Genomic DNA, 20,620 nt, shown 5'->3' with positions numbered 1-20,620 from the left:
AGGACGCGCGGGACGCAAGAAAATTTGCTTCATGCCGACGAAGGTCCGCGTCGAGAAGCATTGAAACCCACAGGCGAATGCAGGAGCTGATGCGCTCTCCTTCCATGTCATTTAACCAACACTGCAAAGGAGCTCCCATGGCAATCCAATTCGATTTCACAGGCAAGGTCGCCTTCGTCACCGGCGCAGGCACCGGCATCGGGCGCGCAACGGCGCTCGCTTTTGCAAAGGCCGGCGCTGCCGTCGCTGTGGTGGGACGCACCGACGCGAGTATCCAGGAAACGGTGCGCTTGATCGATCAGGCAGGCGGCCGCGCAGCCGCCATCCTCTGCGACGTGACCAAGGAAGCCGAAGTGGAGGCCGCCATCGCCAGGACGGTGGACACTTTCGACCGCCTCGACTTCGCGTTCAACAACGCTGGCGTGGATCACGGCGTCATTGCGCTGGCCGACATCACCAGCGCCGAGTGGGAGCGCCAGGTCAGCACCAACCTGAGCGGTGTCTTCTTTAGCATGAAGCATCAGATTCCCCAGATGCTCAAGCAAGGCGGCGGCGCGATCGTCAACACGGGCTCCGGCGCAGCCGTTAAGGGCTTCGCAGGACAGGCAGCCTATTGCGCCACGAAGTGGGGCCTGACCGGCATGAGCAAGGCCGCCGCCCTGGACTACGCCGCGAAGGGCATCCGCGTGAACGTCGTCTCTCCAGGTTTCATCGCTACGCCGATGATGGACCGCATCACCGGGGGCACCGAGGAAGGCCTGCGCAACGTGGTGGACAACGAGCCGGTGGGCCGCCCGGGCAAGCCCGAGGAGATTGCAGCGACCGTGCTGTACTTGTGCTCCGAGGAGGCCGGATTCACCGTGGGCGCCAATGTCGTCGTCGATGGCGGGCAGACCGTCTGAGGTCTCTCACAACCACGGCCACCGAGCTCAATCAGCAAAGGATTTTGACCATGAACACCCGCTATGAGACCGATGGGGACATCGCCATTCTGGACAACGCAGGTATTGGCCGCCGTAACGTGCTGAAGATGACCGGTACCGGCATCGCCGCCCTGAGTGTGGGCGCCATCGCCGCGGGTCCGGCTGCCGCGCAATCTCCCCTTGAGCTGAGCGACAAGTGGGACAAAACTTTCGCCAAGAGCGACAAGGTTCAGCACAAGAAGGTCACCCTCAAGAACCGCTTCGGCATCACCTTGGCGGGCGATCTGTACCAGCCGAAGAACGCCAACGGCAGGCTGCCGGCGCTTGCGGTCAGCGGGCCGTTTGGCGCAGTGAAGGAACAGTCCTCGGGCCTGTATGCGCAGACCATGGCTGAGCGCGGCTTCGTCACCCTGGCATTCGATCCTTCGTTCACTGGAGAAAGCGGTGGCGAGCCCCGCCACGTCGCCTCGCCGGACATCAACAGCGAAGATTTCAGCGCCGCTGTGGACTTTCTGGGCCTGCAATCGAATGTGGATCGCAATCGCATCGGTGCTATCGGTATCTGCGGCTTTGCTGGCATGGCGCTGACGGCCGCCACCAGCGATTCGCGCATCAAGGCAGTCGCTACAACATCGATGTATGACATGTCGCGCAGCATCAGCCGCAGCTACAAGAACAGCTACACCACGGAGCAGCGCCACAAGGTCATCGACTACATCAGCCAGCAGCGCTGGGCAGATGCGGAAAGCGGCAAGTATGCGTTGGGCTATCACGAAATGCCATTCGACGAGAACGGCAACCTCGTCAAGGGGCAGCGTGTGCTGCCTGAAACCCTGCCCGCCAATCCGGACCCCGTGCTGCGAGCCTTCTTCAATTACTACAGAATGCCGCGCGGCTTCCATGCGCGCAGCATTAACTCGACCACGGCGTGGACGGCCACGACGCCGATGTCGTTCTTCAGCTTCCCGCTGTTTGCGCATGTCGAGATGATCTCTCCGCGTCCAGTCCTGCTGGTGGCGGGCGAAAATGCCCATTCCCGTTACTACTCGGAGGATGCCGTCAAGTCGGCTGCTGATCCCAAGCAATTGCTGATCGTGCCGAACGCGGACCACGTCGATCTGTACGACCAGATGGACAAGATTCCCTTCGACACGTTGACGGCGTACTTCACGCAGCACCTGGGCTCGGCATGACGGATTGAAGCAGTCGCCGGGAGGATGGTGTGCCATTCGCCCGGCGCGGACCTAGGTGGCTTCCACCGCCAGCAATTGCCAAAGCCGATCCCATCCAAGGGCTTCGGCACACTGATTAACCCCCCATCTTGCCGTGCTCGTCCCGACGGATGTGCATGGCATTTATCCATGGGCACTGGGACATAACAAAGCATTCCATGACACCTAATACATCTGACACCCCTGCTGAGGCCCCGACCGAAGATCGCCCCGCCTATTGGAGCGGCGTATTTGCCTTGTCATTGTGCGTCTTCGCGCTCGTCGCTTCCGAATTCATGCCCGTCAGCCTGCTGACCTCGATCGCCGGCGACCTGCGGATTACCGAAGGGATGGCAGGCCAGGGCATCGCGATCTCCGGCGCGTTCGCGGTCCTGACCAGCCTGTCGATCTCGGCGCTGGCCGGCACCATGGACCGCAAGAAGCTGCTGTTGGTGCTCACCGTCCTGATGGGCGTCTCGGGCGCCATCGTGGCGCTGGCGCACAACTACGTGACTTACATGGCTGGCCGTGCCCTCATTGGCGTCGTGATCGGCGGCTTCTGGTCCATGTCGGCCGCCATGGCAATCCGCCTGGTGCCTTCCCGTAACGTGCCCAAGGCTCTGGCAATCTTCAATGGCGGCAACGCGCTGGCGACGGTGATCGCCGCGCCGCTGGGCAGCTATCTGGGCTCCATCATCGGGTGGCGCGGCGCCTTCTTTGCGTTGGTGCCCGTGGCGGTCCTCACTCTGGTTTGGCAATGGTTCGCCTTGCCTCCCATGAAGAACGAGGCCCGGGTTCCGGGCTCTGAGAACGTATTCAAGGCGCTCAAGAGCCGCACCGTTGCCTACGGCATGGCGGCGTGCGGGGCCTTCTTCATGGGTCAGTTCGCTCTGTTCACCTACCTGCGCCCCTTCCTCGAAACGGTGACGCACGTGAGCGTATCCACGCTGTCGCTGCTGCTGCTCGTGATCGGCGTGGCGGGCTTCATCGGCACCGTGGTCATCGACTCGATCCTCAAGCGGGGCCTGTACGGCCCGCTCATCACCATTCCGGCCCTCATGGCGGTGATCGCCGTGGCGTTGATCCCGCTCGGTGGCTGGGTCATTCCTGTGGCCGTGCTGCTGGGCCTGTGGGGCCTGATGGCGACGGCCATGCCCGTGGGCTGGTGGAGCTGGATCGCCCAGGCCATGCCGCACGACGCCGAAGCGGGCGGCGGCCTGATGGTGGCCGTCATCCAGTTCGCCATCGCCCTGGGCTCGACCGTCGGCGGCTTGCTGTTCGATGCCAGCGGCTATCAGAGCACCTTCGTGGCGAGCGCGGTCGTCCTGCTGACCGGCGCCTTCCTGAGCTTTCAGACCTCGCGCGCGCAGGCGCAGCAAAGCGCTGCCTGAGCGGCGCGGCAAGGAGAACCCCAGAGCCGACGAGACCTTAGATGTCGGCACAGGTGGCACTCCCAGGCAGGGCGGCACTGGTCTCTGTTCGCCTGAGGCATGAGGCTGGCAGGCCCATGCAACACATCACCACGCTGGCGCAGGGAGTAAGCCGTGCCGTGTCACAGCCCGGGCACACACCGGTTGCCAGCGCCCATGAAAAAGCCCGCCCCTGCAGGACAGGGGCGGGCTTTTTCACGCTTCAGGCAACCGACGCGCTCAACGCTCCAGCAGGATCCGCAGCATGCGGCGCAGCGGCTCGGCAGCGCCCCACAGCAACTGGTCGCCGACGGTGAAGGCGCCCAGGTACTGGGAACCCATGTTCAGCTTGCGCAAGCGCCCTACCGGCACGTTCAGGGTGCCGGTCACCTGCGTCGGGCTCAGCTCCTGCATGCTGATCTCGCGGTGGTTGGGCACCAGCTTCACCCACGGGTTGTGCTGGCTGATCATGCCTTCGATGTCGGCCAGCGGCACGTCCTTGTTCAGCTTGATGGTCAGCGCCTGGCTGTGGCAGCGCATGGCACCGATGCGCACGCAGATGCCATCCACCGGGATCGGGTTCTTGAAGCGGCCGAGGATCTTGTTGGTCTCGGCCTGGGCCTTCCACTCTTCGCGGCTCTGGCCGTTGGGCAACTCCTTGTCGATCCACGGGATCAGGCTGCCCGACAGCGGCACGCCGAAGTGCTCGGTCGGGAACGCCTCGCCGCGCATGCTCTCGGCGACCTTGCGGTCGATGTCGAGGATGGCGCTGGCCGGGTTGGCCAGGTCATCGGCGACGGCCGCGTGGGTGGCGCCCATCTGGCGGATCAGCTCGCGCATGTTCTGCGCACCGGCGCCGGAGGCGGCCTGGTAGGTCATGGCGCTCATCCATTCCACCAGCCCGGCCTCGAACAGGCCACCCAGGCCCATCAGCATCAGGCTGACGGTGCAGTTGCCGCCGATGTAGTTGCGCGTGCCGGCGTCGAGCTGCTGGTCGATCACCCGACGGTTGACCGGGTCCAGCACGATGACCGCGTCGTCCTGCATGCGCAGGCTGGAGGCCGCATCGATCCAGTAGCCTTTCCAGCCGGCTTCACGCAGCTTGGGGAAGACTTCGCTGGTGTAGTCGCCGCCCTGGCAGGTCAGGATGACATCGAGGGTCTTGAGCTCGTCGATGTTGTAGGCGTCCTTCAGCGGGGCAATGTCCTTGCCCACCGCCGGGCCCTGGCCCCCGACGTTCGAGGTGGTGAAGAAGACCGGCTCGATCAGGTCGAAGTCCTTCTCCTCCAGCATCCTCTGCATGAGCACGGAGCCAACCATGCCGCGCCAACCGATCAGACCTACACGTTTCATCGCAACTACACCTTTGCTAAAAGTGGGCCGCTACCCGATGGATAAACGATAGCGGGCCAGAGAGATTACAGATTCCGCAGGGCCGCGACTACTGCGTCGCCCATTTCCTGCGTACCGACCTTGTCGCAGCCGCTCGACCAGATGTCGCCGGTGCGCAGGCCTTGGTCCAGCACCCGGCTCACGGCCTGCTCGATGGCGTCGGCGGCGCTGTGCTGGTTGAAGCTGTAGCGCAGCATCATCGACACCGAGAGGATGGTCGCCAGAGGGTTGGCGATGCCCTGCCCGGCGATGTCCGGGGCCGAACCGTGGCACGGTTCGTACATGCCCTTGTTGTCGGCGTCCAGCGAGGCCGACGGCAGCATGCCGATCGAACCGGTCAGCATCGAGGCTTCGTCGGACAGGATGTCGCCGAACAGGTTGTCGGTCACTACCACGTCGAACTGCTTGGGCGCACGCACCAGCTGCATCGCCGCATTGTCGACGTACATGTGGCTCAGCTCCACGTCCGGGTAGTCCTTGGCGACCTCCTCGACCACTTCGCGCCACAACTGGCTGGAGGCCAGCACGTTGGCCTTGTCCACCGAGCAGAGCTTCTTGCCGCGCACGCGGGCCATGTCGAAACCGACACGGGCGATGCGGCGGATCTCGCTCTCGCTGTAGGGCAAGGTGTCGTACGCCTGGCGCTCGCCGCCGTCCAGTTCACGGGTGCCACGGGGCGCGCCGAAGTAAATGCCACCGGTCAGCTCGCGGACGATGAGGATGTCCAGGCCGGCGACGATCTCGGGCTTGAGCGAGGAGGCGTCGGCCAGTTGCGGGTAGAGGATGGCCGGGCGCAGGTTGGCGAACAGGCCCAGTTGCGAGCGGATCTTCAGCAGGCCGCGCTCGGGACGGATGTCGCGCTCGATACGGTCCCACTTCGGCCCACCCACGGCGCCCAGCAGCACGGCATCGGCACGGCGGGCACGCTCGAGCGTCTCGTCGGCCAGCGGCACACCGTGCTGGTCGATGGCCGCGCCGCCGATCACGTCATGCTCCAGGGTCAGGTCGAGCTGGAACTTGTCATTGGCCAGCTCCAGCACCTTCACCGCTTCGGCCATGATTTCCGGACCGATGCCGTCACCCGGGAGAATCAGAATCTGCTTGCTCATGCTTTCCTCTATCCAATCAAGCGGCGCGGCCAGACCGGCCCCGCCGAAACGAATTCAACGCTCGGCCCACAGGACCAGCACGTCGGTGCTGAACGAACCCTCGGGGTCGATCTGGTAATACTGCCGTACTTCTTCGCCCATGGCGTGCTGCAACGCACGAATGGCCACGCGCATCGCTTCGGGCGTGCGCATGCGCTCGACCCAGGAGGCGAATTCCAGGTGCAGGCGCTGGCGGGCATGGCTGCGAACCTGCAAACCGGCCTCGCTCGCCTGGCCGATCCACTCGGCCGCCGTATAGTCGCGCACATGACTGGTGTCGCGCAGCACCTCGACGCTTTGCAGGTAGGTGTCGAGCAACGGGCTGCCCGGCGACATCACGTCGATGAAGGCCGCCACACCGCCTGGCTTCAAGACGCGACGCACCTCCCGGAGCGCCAGGCCCAGGTCGCTCCAGTGGTGCGCGGAATAGCGGCTGAAGACGAAGTCGAACGTACCGTCCTCGAATGGCAGGCACTCGGCAGGCCCCTGGACGGTGACCACATTGTCCAGCCCACGCTCCCCGGCCGCCGCGGCGACCACCGCCAACATGGCCGACGACAGGTCGTAGGCCACCACCTCGCCCACCAGGGGCGCGACCTGGAAGCTCACGTGCCCGGCGCCACAGCCCAGGTCCAGGACCCGCGCAGCGCCCTGCCCGCTGACCGCCTCACGCAGCAGCGTGAATTCGCTGCCTTGCGCATGCACGGCGCTGCTCAGGTAAGCACTGGCCTGCTCGCCGAACTGGCGCTGCACGACGTCGGTGTGGTGTTCGTTCATCGGGGTCTCCTTGGGATCTGCACGCTGCACGTCAGCGCGTCAGCGCCGCCTCGACATCCTGGTCACAGCTGACGCACCGCGCTACCGTCCGCGCGTGGCGCGTCGTGTCGCTCGTCTCACCCCCGGAACAACCAGGGCTGGCTGGCACGGTGGCGTTGTTCGAAGGCCGCGATCGCCTCGCTGTCCTGCAGGGTCAGGCCGATGTCGTCCAGGCCGTTGAGCAGGCAATGCTTGCGGAAGGCGTCGATCTCGAACGTCAGCACCTTGCCGTCCGGGCGTGTCACCGCCTGGGCCTGCAAGTCGATGGTGAGCTGGTAGCCGGGCATGGCCTCGACCTGCCTGAACAGCTCGTCGATCTCGTCAGCCGGCAGGACGATCGGCAACAGGCCGTTCTTGAAGCTGTTGTTGAAGAAGATGTCGGCGAAGCTCGGCGCGATGATGCTGCGGAATCCGTATTCGTCGAGGGCCCAGGGCGCGTGCTCGCGGCTTGAGCCGCAGCCGAAGTTCTCGCGGGCCAAAAGGACACTGGCGCCCTGGTAACGGTCGTGGTTGAGCACGAACTCGGTGTTCAGCGGACGCGTGCTGTTGTCCTGGTAAGGCTGGCCGACGTCCAGGTAGCGCCACTCGTCGAACAGGTTCGGACCGAAGCCGGTACGCTTGATCGACTTCAAGAATTGCTTGGGAATGATCTGGTCGGTGTCGACGTTGGCGCGATCGAGCGGTGCGACCAGGCCGGTGTGCTGGGTGAAGGCTCTCATGCTGCGCTCCCTTGGATCAACTCGCGGACATCGATGAAGTGACCGGCGACCGCGGCGGCGGCGGCCATGGCCGGGCTGACCAGGTGGGTACGCCCACCGGCCCCCTGACGACCTTCGAAGTTGCGGTTGGAGGTGGACGCGCAGTGCTCGCCACTCTCCAGCCGGTCCGGGTTCATCGCCAGGCACATCGAGCAGCCTGGTTCACGCCATTCGAAGCCGGCGGCGAGGAAGATCTTGTCCAGGCCTTCGCGCTCGGCCTGTGCCTTGACCAGGCCGGAACCGGGCACCACGATGGCCTGCTTGACGCTGGCCGCGACCTTGCGACCGCGGGCGATCTCGGCGGCGGCGCGCAGGTCCTCGATACGCGAGTTGGTGCACGAGCCGATGAACACGCGGTCCAGGCGGATGTCGGTGATCGCCTGGTTGGCCGACAGGCCCATGTACTTCAAGGCACGCTCGATCGAGCCGCGCTTGACCAGGTCGGGCTCGGCGGCCGGGTCGGGCACGCGCTGGTCGACGGCCAGCACCATCTCCGGCGACGTGCCCCAGCTGACTTGCGGCTTGATGTCCTCGGCACGCAGCTCGACCACGGTGTCGAACACCGCGTCGTCGTCCGAGACCAGGTCCTGCCAGGCGGCGACCGCCTGCTCCCACTGTGCGTCGGTCGGCGCATAGGGGCGCCCCTTGACGTAGTCGATGGTGGTCTGGTCGGTGGCCACCAGGCCGACGCGCGCGCCGGCCTCGATGGACATGTTGCAGATGGTCATGCGGCCTTCCATCGACAAGGCGCGGATGGCGCTGCCGGCGAACTCCATGGCATGCCCGTTGCCGCCAGCGGTGCCGATCTGGCCGATCACGGCCAGGACGATGTCCTTGGCCGTGACGCCCTGGGGCAAGGTGCCGTCTACCTTGACCAGCATGTTCTTCATCTTCTTGGCGACCAGGCACTGGGTGGCGAGCACGTGCTCGACTTCCGAGGTACCGATGCCGTGGGCCAAGGCCCCGAAGGCGCCGTGGGTCGAGGTATGCGAGTCACCGCAGACCACGGTCATGCCGGGCAGGGTCGCGCCCTGCTCCGGGCTGATGACGTGCACGATGCCCTGACGTACGTCGTTCATCTTGAACTCGACGATGCCGTACTCGTCGCAATTTTCATCGAGGGTCTTGACCTGCAGGCGCGAGACCTGGTCGGCAATGGCGTCGATGCCGCCCTTGCGTTCCGGGGTGGTCGGCACGTTGTGGTCGGGCGTGGCGATGTTGGCGTCGATCCGCCATGGCTTGCGCTGCGCCAGGCGCAGCCCTTCGAACGCCTGGGGCGAGGTGACTTCATGAATGATGTGGCGGTCGATGTAAATCAGCGACGACCCATCGTCACGCTGCTTCACTTCGTGCGCGTCCCAGAGTTTGTCGTAAAGCGTTCTGCCGGCCATGGAGCGTTTCCTCATCAGCGACTTTCTGTGCCAAAGACCACTTGGCTTGTACGGACGAATGCTAAGGCGCTAGATTGAATAACTCAAATTCATAATTTTCATGCTTTGGATAACCTTCAGGAATCACAGATGGACCTTGCGACCTTGGGCGCCTTCATCGCGATCGCCGAGACCGGCAGTTTTTCCGGCGCCGCACAACGGCTGTTCCTGACCCAGCCGGCGATCAGCAAGCGGGTCGCCAACCTCGAGCAGCAGCTCGACACCCGGCTGTTCGATCGCCTGGGCCGTGAAGTCACCCTCACCGAAGCCGGACGGGCCCTGCTGCCGCGTGCCTACCAGATCCTCAACGTGCTGGACGATACCCGGCGCGCGCTGACCAACCTTGCAGGCGAAGTCGGGGGCCGCCTGACCCTGGCCACCAGTCATCACATCGGCCTGCACCGCCTGCCGCCGGTGTTGCGCGCCTTTACCCGCCAGTACCCCCAGGTCGCGCTGGACATTCAGTTCCTCGATTCGGAGGCCGCCTATGACGAAGTGCTGCACGGTCGCGCCGAAATCGCGGTCATCACGCTGGCGCCCGAACCCCATGCGCTGATCCGCGCCACGCCGGTCTGGCGCGACTGGCTGGACTTCGTCGCCTCGCCCGAGCATCCGCTGGCCAACGACCGGGCGGTCGGCCTGGCCGACGTGGCGCGGCATCCGGCGGTGTTCCCGGGCGGCAACACGTTCACCCATCACATCGTCCATCGGCTGTTCGAAAGCCAGGGGCTGACGCCGAACATCGCCATGAGCACCAATTACCTGGAGACCATCAAGATGATGGTGTCGATCGGTCTGGCGTGGAGCGTGCTGCCGCGTACCATGCTCGATGAACAAGTTGCGCCGATCCCCTTGCCCGGCATCGAGCTATCGCGCCAGCTGGGCTACATTCTGCATACGGAACGAACGCTGTCGAACGCCGCTCGGGCGTTCATGGCGTTGCTCGATGCCCATGCTGCACCTGATTGAACAGGCTTCATTTTCGTCGCTCGCCCCCCAGGACGCGTCATCGCCAAAGGTCTGGTACCGATGCCCACTTCCACACACCGCTTTCCCCGCCTGCCACGCATCCTGGCCTCCGATCCCGGTGCCTCGGAGCAGGCCTGGCAGAACGCCCCGCAATTGCTGGCCGCGCTCAACGGCGCACGCCTTGGCGCCTGGCTGTGGGACATCCCGTCAGGTGGCGTGAGCTGGTCACGGGGCACCCAGGCGCTGTTCGGCTTCGATCCAAGCCAGCCGCTGCCTGCCGACATCGAGTACCTCGACCTGCTCCCGCCCCAGGATCGCGATCGCGCGCGCCAGGCCTTCGAGGCCGTGATCGCCGGTCAGCCCTTCGAGCAGGCCATGCGCCATCGCATTCGCTGGCCCGACGGCAGCCTGCACTGGCTGGAGATCAGTGGCAGCCTGCTGCACGACGCCGAAGGCCGCGCGCAGATGATCGGCGTGGTCCGCGAGGTCACCCGGCAGCGTGAGCGCGAGGTCGCGTTGATGCAGTCGGAGCAGCGCTTCGCCACGCTGTTCCGCCTGAGCCCCAACGTGATCCTGCTCACCCGCCGCCACGATGGGCTGATCCTGGAAGCCAACCAGAGCTTCGAGCACAGCCTGGGCTGGCCGCTGGCCGAGGCCATCGGCAAGACCACCGCAGAGCTGGACCTGTGGGTCGATCCCGCGCACCGCCAGCAGGTCCTCGAGGCCACCGAGCATGCCAGCGGGCCGATCACGCTGGAGGTGTCGTTCCGCGACAGCGGTGGCAAGGTGCACGATGGCATCCTCAGCACGCAAGGCGTCGAGATGGCCGGGGTCACCCACCTGCTGACCACCTTCGTCGACCTCAGTGAGCAGGTCGAACGTGAACAGCGCCTGAGCGCCTCGGAGGCGAAGTTCGCCAGCCTGTTTCAGGTGAGCACCGACCCCATCTGCGTGACGCGCCAGGACACCGGTCAGTTCATCGAGGTCAACCCGGCCTTCACCCAGACCTTCGGCTGGCGTGCCGACCAGGTCATCGGGCGTACCGCCGAACAACTGGGGCTGTGGGCCGAAGCGCCCGAACGGGCCCGGCGCATCGAGCAGGTCATCCGCGACCAGGGCCTGAGCAACGTGGCCGTCGTGGCCCAGACCGCCCAGGGCGAGCGGCTGACGTGCGTGATCGCCAGCCGGATGATCGATGTCGAGGGTCAAGCGTGCAGCGTCACCACCTTGCGCGACATTACCCAGCAGCAGCGCGCCGAGGCCGCCCTGAAGGCCAGTGAAGAGAAGTTCGCCAAGGCCTTCCACTCCAGCCCTGATGCCATCACCATCACCGAGCGCGATACGGGACGCTACCTGGAGGTCAACGAGGGGTTCTGTCGCCTGACCGGCTATCGGCTCGAGGACGTGGTGGGGCGCAGTGTGTTCGAACTCAGCATCTGGGCCGACGAGGAGCAACGCAGCGCCCTGCTCGCCGAACTGCTCGAACAGGGCCGCGTGCACCGGCGCGAGATGCTCGGACGCCACAAATGCGGCGACGCACTCGTCGTGGAAATGTCGGTGGAGCCGATCACCCTCAACGAAACCGACTGCCTGCTGGTCAACGCGCGCGACGTGACCCAGCTGAAGAACGCCCAGGCCCAGATCCGTCACCTGGCCTACCACGACCCGCTGACCAACCTGCCCAATCGCGCCTTGCTGATGGACCGCTTGAGCCAGCAGATCGACGTGCTGCAACGTAACCAGTCACGCGGGGCCCTGTTGTTCCTGGACCTGGACCACTTCAAGCACATCAACGACTCGCTCGGCCACCCGGTGGGCGACACGGTACTCAAGATCGTCACCGCGCGCCTGGAGGCCAGCGTTCGCGTCCAGGACACCGTGGCCAGGCTCGGTGGCGATGAGTTCGTGGTCTTGCTCGGCGGCCTGAGGGGCAGTCGAGAAGCGGTCGAGGCGCAGGTTGGCGAGCGGGCCAGCCGGTTGCGTCAGCTGCTGGCCGCGCCCATGGCGCTGGACGGGCAACAGTTGCAGGTGACGCCGAGCATCGGTGTGGCACTGATCCCTGACCATGGCACCACGCCTGCCGACCTGCTCAAGCGGGCCGACATCGCCCTGTACCGCGCCAAGGATGCCGGGCGCAATGCCACCGAGCTGTTCCACAGCAGCATGCAGACGGCCGCCAGCGAGCGCCTGCGCCTGGAAAGCGACCTGCGCCTGGCGGTGGCCCGCAACGAACTGGCCTTGCACTTCCAGCCCCAGGTCGATGCACGCGACCAGCAGATCGTCGGCGCCGAAGTGCTGTTGCGCTGGTATCACCCCGTGCTGGGCCAGCAGTCCCCGGCCCAGTTCATTCAGGTGCTGGAGGAAAGCGGGCTGATCGTCGAGGTCGGGGGATGGATTCTGGACCAGGCCTGCCAGGCGTGCGCGGACCTGCTCGCCGACGGGTTGATCGACCCGGCGCGCTTCAGCCTGTGCGTCAACATCAGCCCGCGCCAGTTCCGGCAGCGCGACTTCGTCGAGCGCACCCTGCGCAGCCTCGATCAGTGCGGGCTGCCCAGGCGCCTGCTGAAACTGGAGATCACCGAAGGCATCGTCATCCAGAACCTGGACGATACCATCGACAAGATGCGCGAACTCAAGCACCACGAGGTGGGCTTCGCCATGGACGACTTCGGCACTGGCTACTCGTCGTTGACCTACCTCAAGCGCCTGCCGGTGGACACGCTGAAGATCGACCAGACCTTCGTGCGTGACGCGCTGCTGGACACCAACGACGCCGCGATCGTCCGGGCCATCGTGGCGATGGCGCACAGCCTGGGCCTCACGGTGATCGCCGAGGGCGTGGAGTTGGCCGAGCAGTTGGCCTTTCTCGAGCAGCTCGACTGTCACCTGTACCAGGGCTACCTGTACAGCCGACCGCTGCCGCTGGACACCTTCCGGGCCCTGCTGGCCCATCGACCTGCGGAGCCTTGAGCCAGCGCGGGAGCCCTGGGGCGGCCACGGTGTCGAGAAGACGACAGGATCAGAAGGCACAACGAAAACCGGGGTCGCTAGGCGACCCCGGTGTCGGTCAGGGTGACATACCCCAGACCGGCGCTCTCGTTACATGACCCGACAGGCTCAGTTCAGCGCAGGCTTTTCGCCATTGATCGGAATGCGCTTGGCCTTGGCTTCTTCCGGCACCAGACGCAGCAGATCGATACTGAGCAGGCCATTGGCCAGGTCCGCGGCCTTGACCTCGATGTGGTCGGCCAGACGGAACGACAGCTTGAAGGCGCGTTGAGCGATGCCCTGGTGCAGGTAGGTGACCTCGCCATTGGCGTTGTCACGCTTGCCACCGGTCACGGTCAGCACGCCCTTTTCCACTTGCAGGTCGAGATCGGCTTCCTGGAAACCGGCCGCGGCGATCACGATGCGGTAGTGGTCATCGCCATGTTTTTCCACGTTGTAGGGCGGGTAGCTGCTACCCGTCTCGTTACGTGCCGCCGACTCGAACAGGTCGTTGAAACGGTCGAAACCGACGGAATGGCGGAACAGTGGAGCGAGCGAAAAAGCAGTAGTCATGGTTCATCTCCTGAGATTCAGCGAGTTCAGTCATCACGCGACCCGACTTCGGCATCGCGTACTGAAGAGATAAGGACCCGACGTGCCTTTTCAAGGCGCACACTCAAAAAAATATCAGCTCAGGCGACGCACGGCTCGGTCGACACCGCCGGCAGCCCCAACAGCGCACTGATGCGCGCGCAATCGCTCTCGCGGCGCAGCTCGGCGAACAGCGCCACGGCCTCGGGGTAATTGCGCGTCAGCATGGAAACCCACTGTTTCATGCGCCCCGGCGCATAGCGGGGCGAGAGCTTGGCCTGGGCCTGCTGCCAGAACGCCTGGAGCAGCGGCAGCAACGCATGCCAGGTCATGGGACGATATTCGCGCCCTTCGTGCGCTGCGGCGATCTGCAGGGCCAGGTCGGGGCACGACACCAGACCACGGCCGAGCATGATGTCACGTGCGCCGCTCACCGCCTTGCAGCGTCGCCAATCGTCCACGCTCCAGATCTCGCCGTTGGCGAACACCGGCACGCCGACCACGTCCTGCACCTTGGCCACCCACTCCCAGTGGGCCGGCGGCTTGTAGCCTTCGACCTTGGTCCGTGCATGCACCACCAGGTGCGCTGCGCCACCGTCGGCCAAGGCCCGGGCGCAGTCCATCGCGCCATCGGGCGTCTCGAAGCCCAGGCGCATCTTGGCCGTGACCGGAATGTGCGCCGGTACGGCGCGCCGGACTTCACTGACGATCGCATGCAGCAGGTCGGGCTCCTTGAGCAGCACCGCACCCCCACGCGACTTGTTGACGGTCTTGGCTGGGCACCCGAAGTTGAGGTCGATGACCGGGGCGCCCAGTTCGCAGGCCAGCACGGCATTCTCGGCCAGGCACACCGGGTCGGACCCCAGCAGCTGCACACGCATGGGCACGCCTGCGGCCGTCCGGGCACCCTGCCGAAGCTCGGGCGCCAGCTTGTCGAACTGCGCAGGCGGCAACAGCCGATCGCACACGCGGATGAACTCGGTGACGCACCAATCGATACCGCCGGTGCGGGTGAGCACGTCACGCAGGATGTTGTCGACCAGCCCTTCCATTGGGGCCAAGGCTATTTGCATGGGGGTCTCCGAGGAAGGCGGCGGCCGTTTCGAGTGGATCGGTGTGGGGACAGGTGATGCATGACGTTGGGGCTGTGAGGGGCACACGGCCAGCAAACGAACCGCGCCGCGATGTGGCTTGTGGCATGTGGCATGTAGCTGGCCACGCGCAGCGGGCGGCTTACCGCTCGCCGTCCGCCTGCACGGGCTGGTAACGCTCGAGAAACTCGCTCGGCATGCGCTTGGGCTTGCCGGTGGAGAGCTCGATGCACACGAAGGTGGTCTGGGCGCGCAGCACGGTCGTGCCGTCACTGGGGCGCTTGAGCTGGAAGCGGCGGTTCATGCGCAGGCGCTGGTCCCAGTCCACGATCCAGGTGGCCAGTTGCAGTTCGTCATCCTGGTGGGTCGCGGCCAGGTAGTCGATCTCGTGGCGGTGCACGGCCATCGCACGATCCAGGCGCCGGTACTCGGCCAGGTCCAGCCCCAGCCATTGGGAATGGCGCCACGCGCAACGCTCCAGCCAGGTGACGTAGACCGCGTTGTTGGCATGACCCAACCCGTCGATGTCTTCGGCACCGACGCGCAGGTCGATGATGAATGGCGTTTCCAGATCCCAGCTCATGCCGTCTCCTGATCGTGAGGACCGCACCAGTGTACCGGATGCAAGGCCCTGACCGCTCGCACCTGCTCGAACTCGACGGCGTCATATGGCGACAGGGTGTTTACGACGGACAAACAAAAGGCCCATTCAATATTCGAATGAGCCTTAAAGGTCCCGCAAAACGCGGGTAAAAATGGCGTCCCCTAGGGGACTCGAACCCCTGTTACCGCCGTGAAAGGGCGGTGTCCTAGGCCACTAGACGAAGGGGACATGTAACCTTCGTGCAGGTCCGTTTTCACGAACCCTGGCAAAATTGGTGGAGCTAAGCGGGATCGAACCGCTGACCTCCTGCATGCCATGCAGGCGCTCTCCCAGCTGAGCTATAGCCCCAGATTTCTAGCCTCGCGGCCCAGCGTCATCGATGATGGCACTTGTGTGAAACTGGCGTCCCCTAGGGGACTCGAACCCCTGTTACCGCCGTGAAAGGGCGGTGTCCTAGGCCACTAGACGAAGGGGACGAACCTTCTTACCTTCAAGACCCGGTTGCTGGACCCGGTCTTGCTTCCCAACCCCGAGAGGTCGTGAAGCGGAATATGGTGGAGCTAAGCGGGATCGAACCGCTGACCTCCTGCATGCCATGCAGGCGCTCTCCCAGCTGAGCTATAGCCCCACGTTGTCGCTTTGAACTCGATTCGCCTAACTGGGTGTCTGGCGTTTCGTTTCGTTCATCGCTGTGGACGGGGCGCATATTAAGATCGGATCGAACGCCTGTCAAACATATTTTTCAAAAAAGTTGAAAAAAATTTTCTGGCATAACAATCACTTACCTTGGAGGTGAGCGGCAAGCTGCACGCTGGGCGGCAGCGCTGATACGCTTCTGCTTGCTGCGTGCGACTTACCGCCCCCTGCCCCGCACTCAGTCGAGGGTGAGCAGCAGCTTTTCCCACTCCTTGTTCTCTTTCTTGGAGACGCCACCCAGCTGCTCCAGCGCCTGGCGCAGGCGGTAGCGCGTCAGGTCGGGGCCCAGGATCTCCATGGCGTCGAGCACCGAGACCGAGCTGGACTGGCCGGTGATCGCGGCGAACATCAGCGGCATGGCATCGCGCAGCTTCAGGCCGAGCCCGTCGACCACGGCCTGGATAGTCGCGGTGATGCGCTCCTTGTCCCACTGACGCAGGCTCTCGAGCTTCCACAGGATCAGCTGCATGACCTGGCGCACCTGGTCGGGCGAGATTTTCTTGTGGGCGAACAGCGTGGTATCGAGCTTGACCGCCCCTTCGAAGAAGAAGCCGGCCAGGGGCGCGATCTGGCTGAAGGTCTCGACGCGGCCCTGCACGTGCGGCGCGATGGCCATCAGGTAATCAGGGTTGAAGGCCCAGTCACGCACGCGCTGGGCAAACGCTTCGACGGGCAGGTCACGCAGCCACTGGCCGTTGAGCCAGGAGAGTTTCTCGATGTCGAAGATCGGGCCACCCAGCGAGACGCGCGACAGGTCGAAGTGCTCGACCATCTCGTCCAGCGAGAACTTCTCGCGCTCGTCGGGCATCGACCAGCCCATGCGCCCCAGGTAGTTGAGCATCGCCTCGGGCATGAAGCCCATGCGCTCGTAGAAGGTCACGGACGTGGGGTTCTTGCGCTTGGACAGCTTGCTCTTGTCCGGATTGCGCAGCAGCGGCATGTAGCACAGCTTGGGCTGCTCCCAGCCGAAGTATTCGTACAGCTTGATCAGCTTGGGCGCCGATGGCAGCCATTCCTCGCCACGCAGGACATGGGTGATGCCCATCAGGTGGTCGTCGACCACGTTGGCCAGGAAGTAGGTCGGCAGACCGTCGGTCTTCATCAGCACCTGCATGTCCATGCGGTCCCACGGGATCTCGACCTCGCCACGCAGCATGTCCGGCACCACGCAGACGCCCTCGCTCGGCACCTTCATGCGGATCACGTGCGGCTCGCCGGCGGCCAGGCGACGCTGGACCTCTTGTGGCTCGAGCTTCAGGGCACGACCGTCATAGCGTGGCGTTTCACCACGGGCGGTCTGCTCGGCGCGCATCTGGTCGAGCTCTTCGGCGGTGCAGAAGCAGTAGAAGGCGTGACCGGCCTCGACCAGTTCCTTGGCGTATTTGGCGTAGATTTCGCCCCGCTCGCTCTGCCGGTACGGGCCATGCGGGCCGCCCACGTCCGGGCCTTCGTTCCATTCGATGCCGAGCCAGCGCAGGGCGTCGAAGATCTGCTGTTCCGACTCGCGCGTCGAGCGCAACTGATCGGTGTCCTCGATGCGCAGGATGAACTCGCCGCCGTGTTGCTTGGCGAAGCAATAGTTGAACAGGGCGATGTAGGCAGTGCCTACGTGGGGATCGCCAGTGGGCGACGGCGCGATACGCGTGCGAACGGTGGTCATTGGACTCTCGGGCTGGAATGAAACGAAGCCCGGATGTTAGCAGGGAGCGGGTATCGGGCTCCAGCCATGGGAGACCGATGCGCCCTGCCCTGGCCTCCGTCCGGGTGCTGTAGGCCCTGCGGGCCTTACCTAACGAGGCGGACCACATTGCCGATCTGGCAGAGCGGTTCACTTCGTGTGTGGGAGCGGGCTTGCCCGCGATGCAGGCGGTGATGGACCGGACGCTATCGCGGGCAAGCCCTCACAGGTCGGTGGCATTGACGTGATCGCGGGCCAGCAGTTTCGTAGGGGCGGGCTTTTCTGAGCTGACGTGGGGGCTGATCCTGTGGGCCCTGCGGGCCCAATCGCGGCACTGGGGCCGCTCCCACAGGTGACCGCGATAGCTTTGCAACCCCGCGGTGTGGCTACGGGTGTAGGAGCGGCCCCTGTGCCGCGATTGGGCCTGCAAGGCCCACATTAGCACTTGGCAGAAACCATAGAATCTCCCACAGGAGGGCTGCGTGTGCTTGTATCGTGCCGGTGGATCCATGGGTGCAATAGTGACCCTGTCTTGAGGCTTTTTCCAAAGCCGTTGAAGGGCCTGGCCCGCTGGGGCCATAAGATCAGCCCACTCCATGTCCCAGGCGGACACGTACCATGCCGCTCCTGCCGGCTGCAGCACACAGGTCTCGATGACGACCCGCCTGGAACCCACTTCTCATGCCGTCAGCAATCGCTCGCGCAACTGGTTGACCTCGTCACGCAGCTGCGCAGCCGCTTCGAACTCCAGGTCGCGGGCGAACTGGAACATCTTCTCTTCGAGCTGCTTGATCCGCTTGGTGATGTCCGCCGGCGTGCTGAGTTCGGCCTCGTAACGTGCGGTCTCTTCGGCTGCCTTGGCCGCGCCCTTGCGCTTCTTGCTCCGCGCCCCTGGCACGCTGGCACCTTCGAGGATGTCGGTGATGTCCTTGACCACGCCCTTGGGCACGATGCCATTGGCTTCGTTGAAGGCGACCTGCTTTTCCCGGCGTCGAGCGGTCTCGTCCATGGCTCGCTGCATCGAGCCGGTGATCTGGTCGGCGTAGAGGATCGCATGCCCGTTGAGGTTACGCGCCGCACGGCCCACGGTCTGGATCAGCGACCGCTCGGAACGCAGGAAGCCTTCCTTGTCGGCATCGAGCACGGCCACCAGCGACACCTCGGGCATGTCCAGGCCCTCACGCAGCAGGTTGATCCCCACCAGCACATCGAAGGTGCCCAGGCGCAGGTCGCGAATGATCTCGACCCGCTCGACCGTGTCGATGTCCGAGTGCAGGTAGCGCACCCGCACGTCGTGGTCGGCCAGGTAGTCGGTCAGGTCTTCGGACATGCGCTTGGTCAAGGTGGTGACCAGCACCCGCTCGTCGATGGCGACGCGCTTGCGGATTTCCGAAAGCAGGTCGTCCACCTGGGTCAACGCCGGGCGAATCTCGATCTCCGGGTCGACCAGACCGGTCGGTCGCACCACCTGCTCGATCACCCGGCCGGCATGTTCCTGCTCATAGGGGCCGGGCGTGGCCGACACGAAGATGGTCTGCGGGCTGACCGCCTCCCACTCGTCGAACCGCATGGGCCGGTTGTCCAGTGCCGACGGCAGGCGGAACCCGTATTCCACCAGGGTCTCCTTGCGCGAGCGGTCGCCTTTGTACATCGCTCCCACCTGCGGCACGCTGACGTGGGACTCGTCGATCACCAGCAGCGCGTCTGCTGGCAGATAGTCGTACAAGGTAGGCGGTGGCGCCCCGGCAGGTCGGCCCGACAGATAGCGCGAGTAGTTCTCGATGCCGTTGCAGTAGCCCAGCTCGAGGATCATCTCCACGTCGAAGCGGGTGCGCTGCTCCAGGCGCTGCGCCTCGACCAGCTTGTTGTTCTTGTGCAGGTACTCGAGCCGGTCCTTCAGCTCTTCCTTGATGCCCTCCACGGCGCCCAGCAACGTCTCGCGCGGGGTCACGTAGTGCGACTTGGGGTAGAACGTGAAACGCGGCAGCTTGCGGATCACCTCGCCGGTCAGGGGGTCGAAGGCCGCCAGGCTCTCGACTTCGTCGTCGAACAGCTCGACCCGAATGGCCTCCAGGTCCGATTCGGCCGGGAAGATGTCCACCACGTCACCGCGCACGCGGAAGGTGGCACGGACGAAGTCCATCTCGTTGCGGGTGTACTGAAGGTCGGCCAGGCGGCGCAGCAGCGCACGCTGATCGAGCTTGTCGCCGCGGTCGATGTGCAGGACCATCTTCAGGTAGGTTTCCGGGCTGCCCAGACCGTAGATGCACGACACCGTGGTGACGATGATCGCATCGCGACGCTCCAGCAGGGCCTTGGTCGCCGACAGGCGCATCTGCTCGATGTGGTCGTTGATCGAGGCGTCCTTCTCGATGAAGGTGTCGGAGGACGGCACGTAGGCTTCGGGCTGGTAGTAGTCGTAGTACGAGACGAAGTACTCCACCGCGTTGTTCGGGAAGAACGTCTTGAACTCGCCGTACAGCTGCGCGGCGAGGGTCTTGTTCGGCGCCAGGATCAGCGTCGGGCGTTTCACCTGGGCGATCACGTTGGCGATGCTGAAGGTCTTGCCCGAGCCGGTCACGCCCAGCAAGGTCTGGTGCGCCAGCCCTGCCTCGATACCCTCGACCATCTGACGGATGGCCTCCGGCTGATCGCCTGCGGGCGCGAATCGGGTGACGAGCTCAAACTCGGACATGAAAGTACCTCGGTCGTCGTGCTTAACTGTAAATTTAACCAGTAGTCTACACTGATTCAGGTGCCTTCGGCAGCCCGGCGAGCAGCCTGCCGTCACCCTCTTCCTGCATGCGACCCCGGAAGCGGTCCAAGGGTTGAAAAATAATCGCCTCCAGGCCTCGAAAAGCTGCGCCAGACTGTCGCAGTCCGGCCGACGTATCACTATACTGACTCCCCGTTTGT

At 64.7% G+C, this 20,620-nt stretch carries 15 protein-coding genes and 4 tRNA genes; 5 read left to right on the top strand and 14 right to left on the bottom strand.

The window, feature by feature from the left end:
• The first annotated feature begins 137 nt into the window (after window positions 1-137).
• From G7Z99_RS16265 to G7Z99_RS16255, 3 genes are all read left to right on the top strand, one after another.
• Window positions 138-902: an SDR family oxidoreductase gene (locus G7Z99_RS16265; RefSeq protein ID WP_181095552.1), complete on the top strand. Its 765-nt coding sequence runs from the start codon at window positions 138-140 to the stop codon at window positions 900-902.
• A gap of 50 nt (window positions 903-952) precedes the next feature.
• The gene (locus tag G7Z99_RS16260; protein ID WP_258197056.1) at window positions 953-2,116 is read left to right on the top strand and encodes an alpha/beta hydrolase; all 1,164 of its coding nucleotides are present in this window, start codon (window positions 953-955) and stop codon (window positions 2,114-2,116) included.
• A gap of 197 nt (window positions 2,117-2,313) precedes the next feature.
• Window positions 2,314-3,525 carry an MFS transporter gene (locus G7Z99_RS16255; RefSeq protein WP_181095578.1) on the top strand — a complete coding sequence of 404 codons (1,212 nt, stop codon included), beginning with the start codon at window positions 2,314-2,316 and terminating at the stop codon, window positions 3,523-3,525.
• 258 nt (window positions 3,526-3,783) lie between these two features.
• Here G7Z99_RS16255 and asd read toward each other — a convergent pair whose 3' ends face one another.
• From asd to leuC, 5 genes are all read right to left on the bottom strand, one after another.
• Complete coding sequence (gene asd, locus G7Z99_RS16250; protein WP_181095550.1) at window positions 3,784-4,896, bottom strand: aspartate-semialdehyde dehydrogenase; 1,113 nt, start codon at window positions 4,894-4,896, stop codon at window positions 3,784-3,786.
• A gap of 65 nt (window positions 4,897-4,961) precedes the next feature.
• Window positions 4,962-6,044, bottom strand: a complete 1,083-nt coding sequence (leuB, locus tag G7Z99_RS16245; RefSeq protein WP_181095548.1) for a 3-isopropylmalate dehydrogenase — start codon at window positions 6,042-6,044, stop codon at window positions 4,962-4,964.
• A gap of 54 nt (window positions 6,045-6,098) precedes the next feature.
• A complete protein-coding gene (locus G7Z99_RS16240) occupies window positions 6,099-6,860 on the bottom strand; it encodes a class I SAM-dependent methyltransferase (RefSeq protein ID WP_181095546.1) in 762 nt (253 codons plus the stop codon).
• A gap of 116 nt (window positions 6,861-6,976) precedes the next feature.
• Complete coding sequence (gene leuD / locus G7Z99_RS16235; protein ID WP_181095544.1) at window positions 6,977-7,618, bottom strand: 3-isopropylmalate dehydratase small subunit; 642 nt, start codon at window positions 7,616-7,618, stop codon at window positions 6,977-6,979.
• Window positions 7,615-9,048, bottom strand: coding sequence for a 3-isopropylmalate dehydratase large subunit (gene leuC, locus G7Z99_RS16230; protein ID WP_181095542.1), 1,434 nt, complete (start codon window positions 9,046-9,048; stop codon window positions 7,615-7,617). Before leuC ends, leuD begins: the two co-directional genes overlap by 4 nt.
• Window positions 9,049-9,177: 129 nt before the next feature.
• Between leuC and G7Z99_RS16225 the strand changes: the two genes are divergently transcribed.
• Together G7Z99_RS16225 and G7Z99_RS16220 are read left to right on the top strand one after the other, a co-directional pair.
• Complete coding sequence (locus G7Z99_RS16225; RefSeq protein ID WP_181095540.1) at window positions 9,178-10,056, top strand: LysR family transcriptional regulator; 879 nt, start codon at window positions 9,178-9,180, stop codon at window positions 10,054-10,056.
• A gap of 60 nt (window positions 10,057-10,116) precedes the next feature.
• On the top strand, window positions 10,117-13,026 hold the full coding sequence (locus G7Z99_RS16220; protein WP_181095537.1) for an EAL domain-containing protein: 2,910 nt from the start codon (window positions 10,117-10,119) through the stop codon (window positions 13,024-13,026).
• Window positions 13,027-13,173: 147 nt separating this feature from the next.
• On the opposite strand, the gene G7Z99_RS16215 is transcribed toward G7Z99_RS16220, so the two are convergent.
• The 9 genes from G7Z99_RS16215 to uvrB form a co-directional block, all read right to left on the bottom strand.
• Window positions 13,174-13,617, bottom strand: a complete 444-nt coding sequence (locus G7Z99_RS16215; protein WP_060394484.1) for an Hsp20 family protein — start codon at window positions 13,615-13,617, stop codon at window positions 13,174-13,176.
• Between the two features lie 119 nt (window positions 13,618-13,736).
• Window positions 13,737-14,708 carry a tRNA dihydrouridine synthase gene (locus G7Z99_RS16210; RefSeq protein WP_181095535.1) on the bottom strand — a complete coding sequence of 324 codons (972 nt, stop codon included), beginning with the start codon at window positions 14,706-14,708 and terminating at the stop codon, window positions 13,737-13,739.
• A 160-nt stretch (window positions 14,709-14,868) separates the two neighbouring features.
• Window positions 14,869-15,309 (bottom strand): acyl-CoA thioesterase, encoded by a 441-nt coding sequence (locus G7Z99_RS16205; RefSeq protein WP_181095533.1) that lies wholly within the window; start codon window positions 15,307-15,309, stop codon window positions 14,869-14,871.
• Between the two features lie 173 nt (window positions 15,310-15,482).
• Window positions 15,483-15,558 (bottom strand) — tRNA-Glu (locus G7Z99_RS16200).
• Window positions 15,559-15,602: 44 nt separating this feature from the next.
• Window positions 15,603-15,678: transfer RNA gene (locus G7Z99_RS16195), tRNA-Ala, on the bottom strand.
• A 52-nt stretch (window positions 15,679-15,730) separates the two neighbouring features.
• Window positions 15,731-15,806: transfer RNA gene (locus tag G7Z99_RS16190), tRNA-Glu, on the bottom strand.
• Window positions 15,807-15,882: 76 nt separating this feature from the next.
• Window positions 15,883-15,958, bottom strand: a tRNA-Ala gene (locus G7Z99_RS16185).
• Between the two features lie 246 nt (window positions 15,959-16,204).
• A complete protein-coding gene (gene gltX, locus G7Z99_RS16180) occupies window positions 16,205-17,686 on the bottom strand; it encodes a glutamate--tRNA ligase (RefSeq protein WP_181095532.1) in 1,482 nt (493 codons plus the stop codon).
• 697 nt (window positions 17,687-18,383) lie between these two features.
• A complete protein-coding gene (uvrB, locus tag G7Z99_RS16175; protein ID WP_181095530.1) occupies window positions 18,384-20,399 on the bottom strand; it encodes an excinuclease ABC subunit UvrB in 2,016 nt (671 codons plus the stop codon).
• Between the last annotated feature and the right edge of the window lie 221 nt (window positions 20,400-20,620).

It is taken from the genome of Pseudomonas entomophila (genome assembly GCF_013523165.1).
GTDB lineage: Bacteria > Pseudomonadota > Gammaproteobacteria > Pseudomonadales > Pseudomonadaceae > Aquipseudomonas > Aquipseudomonas entomophila_A.
The sequence above is the reverse complement of the archived record's forward strand: the minus strand, read 5'-3'. Positions and strand labels throughout refer to the sequence as shown.

What these genes read in the sequence shown, in the direction of transcription:
- G7Z99_RS16265 (WP_181095552.1), top strand. Translation starts at nt 138, where the DNA reads ATGGCAATCCAATTCGATTTCACAGGCAAGGTCGCCTTCGTCACCGGC.
- G7Z99_RS16260 (WP_258197056.1), top strand. Translation starts at nt 953, where the DNA reads ATGAACACCCGCTATGAGACCGATGGGGACATCGCCATTCTGGACAAC.
- G7Z99_RS16255 (WP_181095578.1), top strand. Translation starts at nt 2,314, where the DNA reads ATGACACCTAATACATCTGACACCCCTGCTGAGGCCCCGACCGAAGAT.
- asd (WP_181095550.1), bottom strand. Translation starts at nt 4,896, where the DNA reads ATGAAACGTGTAGGTCTGATCGGTTGGCGCGGCATGGTTGGCTCCGTG.
- leuB (WP_181095548.1), bottom strand. Translation starts at nt 6,044, where the DNA reads ATGAGCAAGCAGATTCTGATTCTCCCGGGTGACGGCATCGGTCCGGAA.
- G7Z99_RS16240 (WP_181095546.1), bottom strand. Translation starts at nt 6,860, where the DNA reads ATGAACGAACACCACACCGACGTCGTGCAGCGCCAGTTCGGCGAGCAG.
- leuD (WP_181095544.1), bottom strand. Translation starts at nt 7,618, where the DNA reads ATGAGAGCCTTCACCCAGCACACCGGCCTGGTCGCACCGCTCGATCGC.
- leuC (WP_181095542.1), bottom strand. Translation starts at nt 9,048, where the DNA reads ATGGCCGGCAGAACGCTTTACGACAAACTCTGGGACGCGCACGAAGTG.
- G7Z99_RS16225 (WP_181095540.1), top strand. Translation starts at nt 9,178, where the DNA reads ATGGACCTTGCGACCTTGGGCGCCTTCATCGCGATCGCCGAGACCGGC.
- G7Z99_RS16220 (WP_181095537.1), top strand. Translation starts at nt 10,117, where the DNA reads ATGCCCACTTCCACACACCGCTTTCCCCGCCTGCCACGCATCCTGGCC.
- G7Z99_RS16215 (WP_060394484.1), bottom strand. Translation starts at nt 13,617, where the DNA reads ATGACTACTGCTTTTTCGCTCGCTCCACTGTTCCGCCATTCCGTCGGT.
- G7Z99_RS16210 (WP_181095535.1), bottom strand. Translation starts at nt 14,708, where the DNA reads ATGCAAATAGCCTTGGCCCCAATGGAAGGGCTGGTCGACAACATCCTG.
- G7Z99_RS16205 (WP_181095533.1), bottom strand. Translation starts at nt 15,309, where the DNA reads ATGAGCTGGGATCTGGAAACGCCATTCATCATCGACCTGCGCGTCGGT.
- gltX (WP_181095532.1), bottom strand. Translation starts at nt 17,686, where the DNA reads ATGACCACCGTTCGCACGCGTATCGCGCCGTCGCCCACTGGCGATCCC.
- uvrB (WP_181095530.1), bottom strand. Translation starts at nt 20,399, where the DNA reads ATGTCCGAGTTTGAGCTCGTCACCCGATTCGCGCCCGCAGGCGATCAG.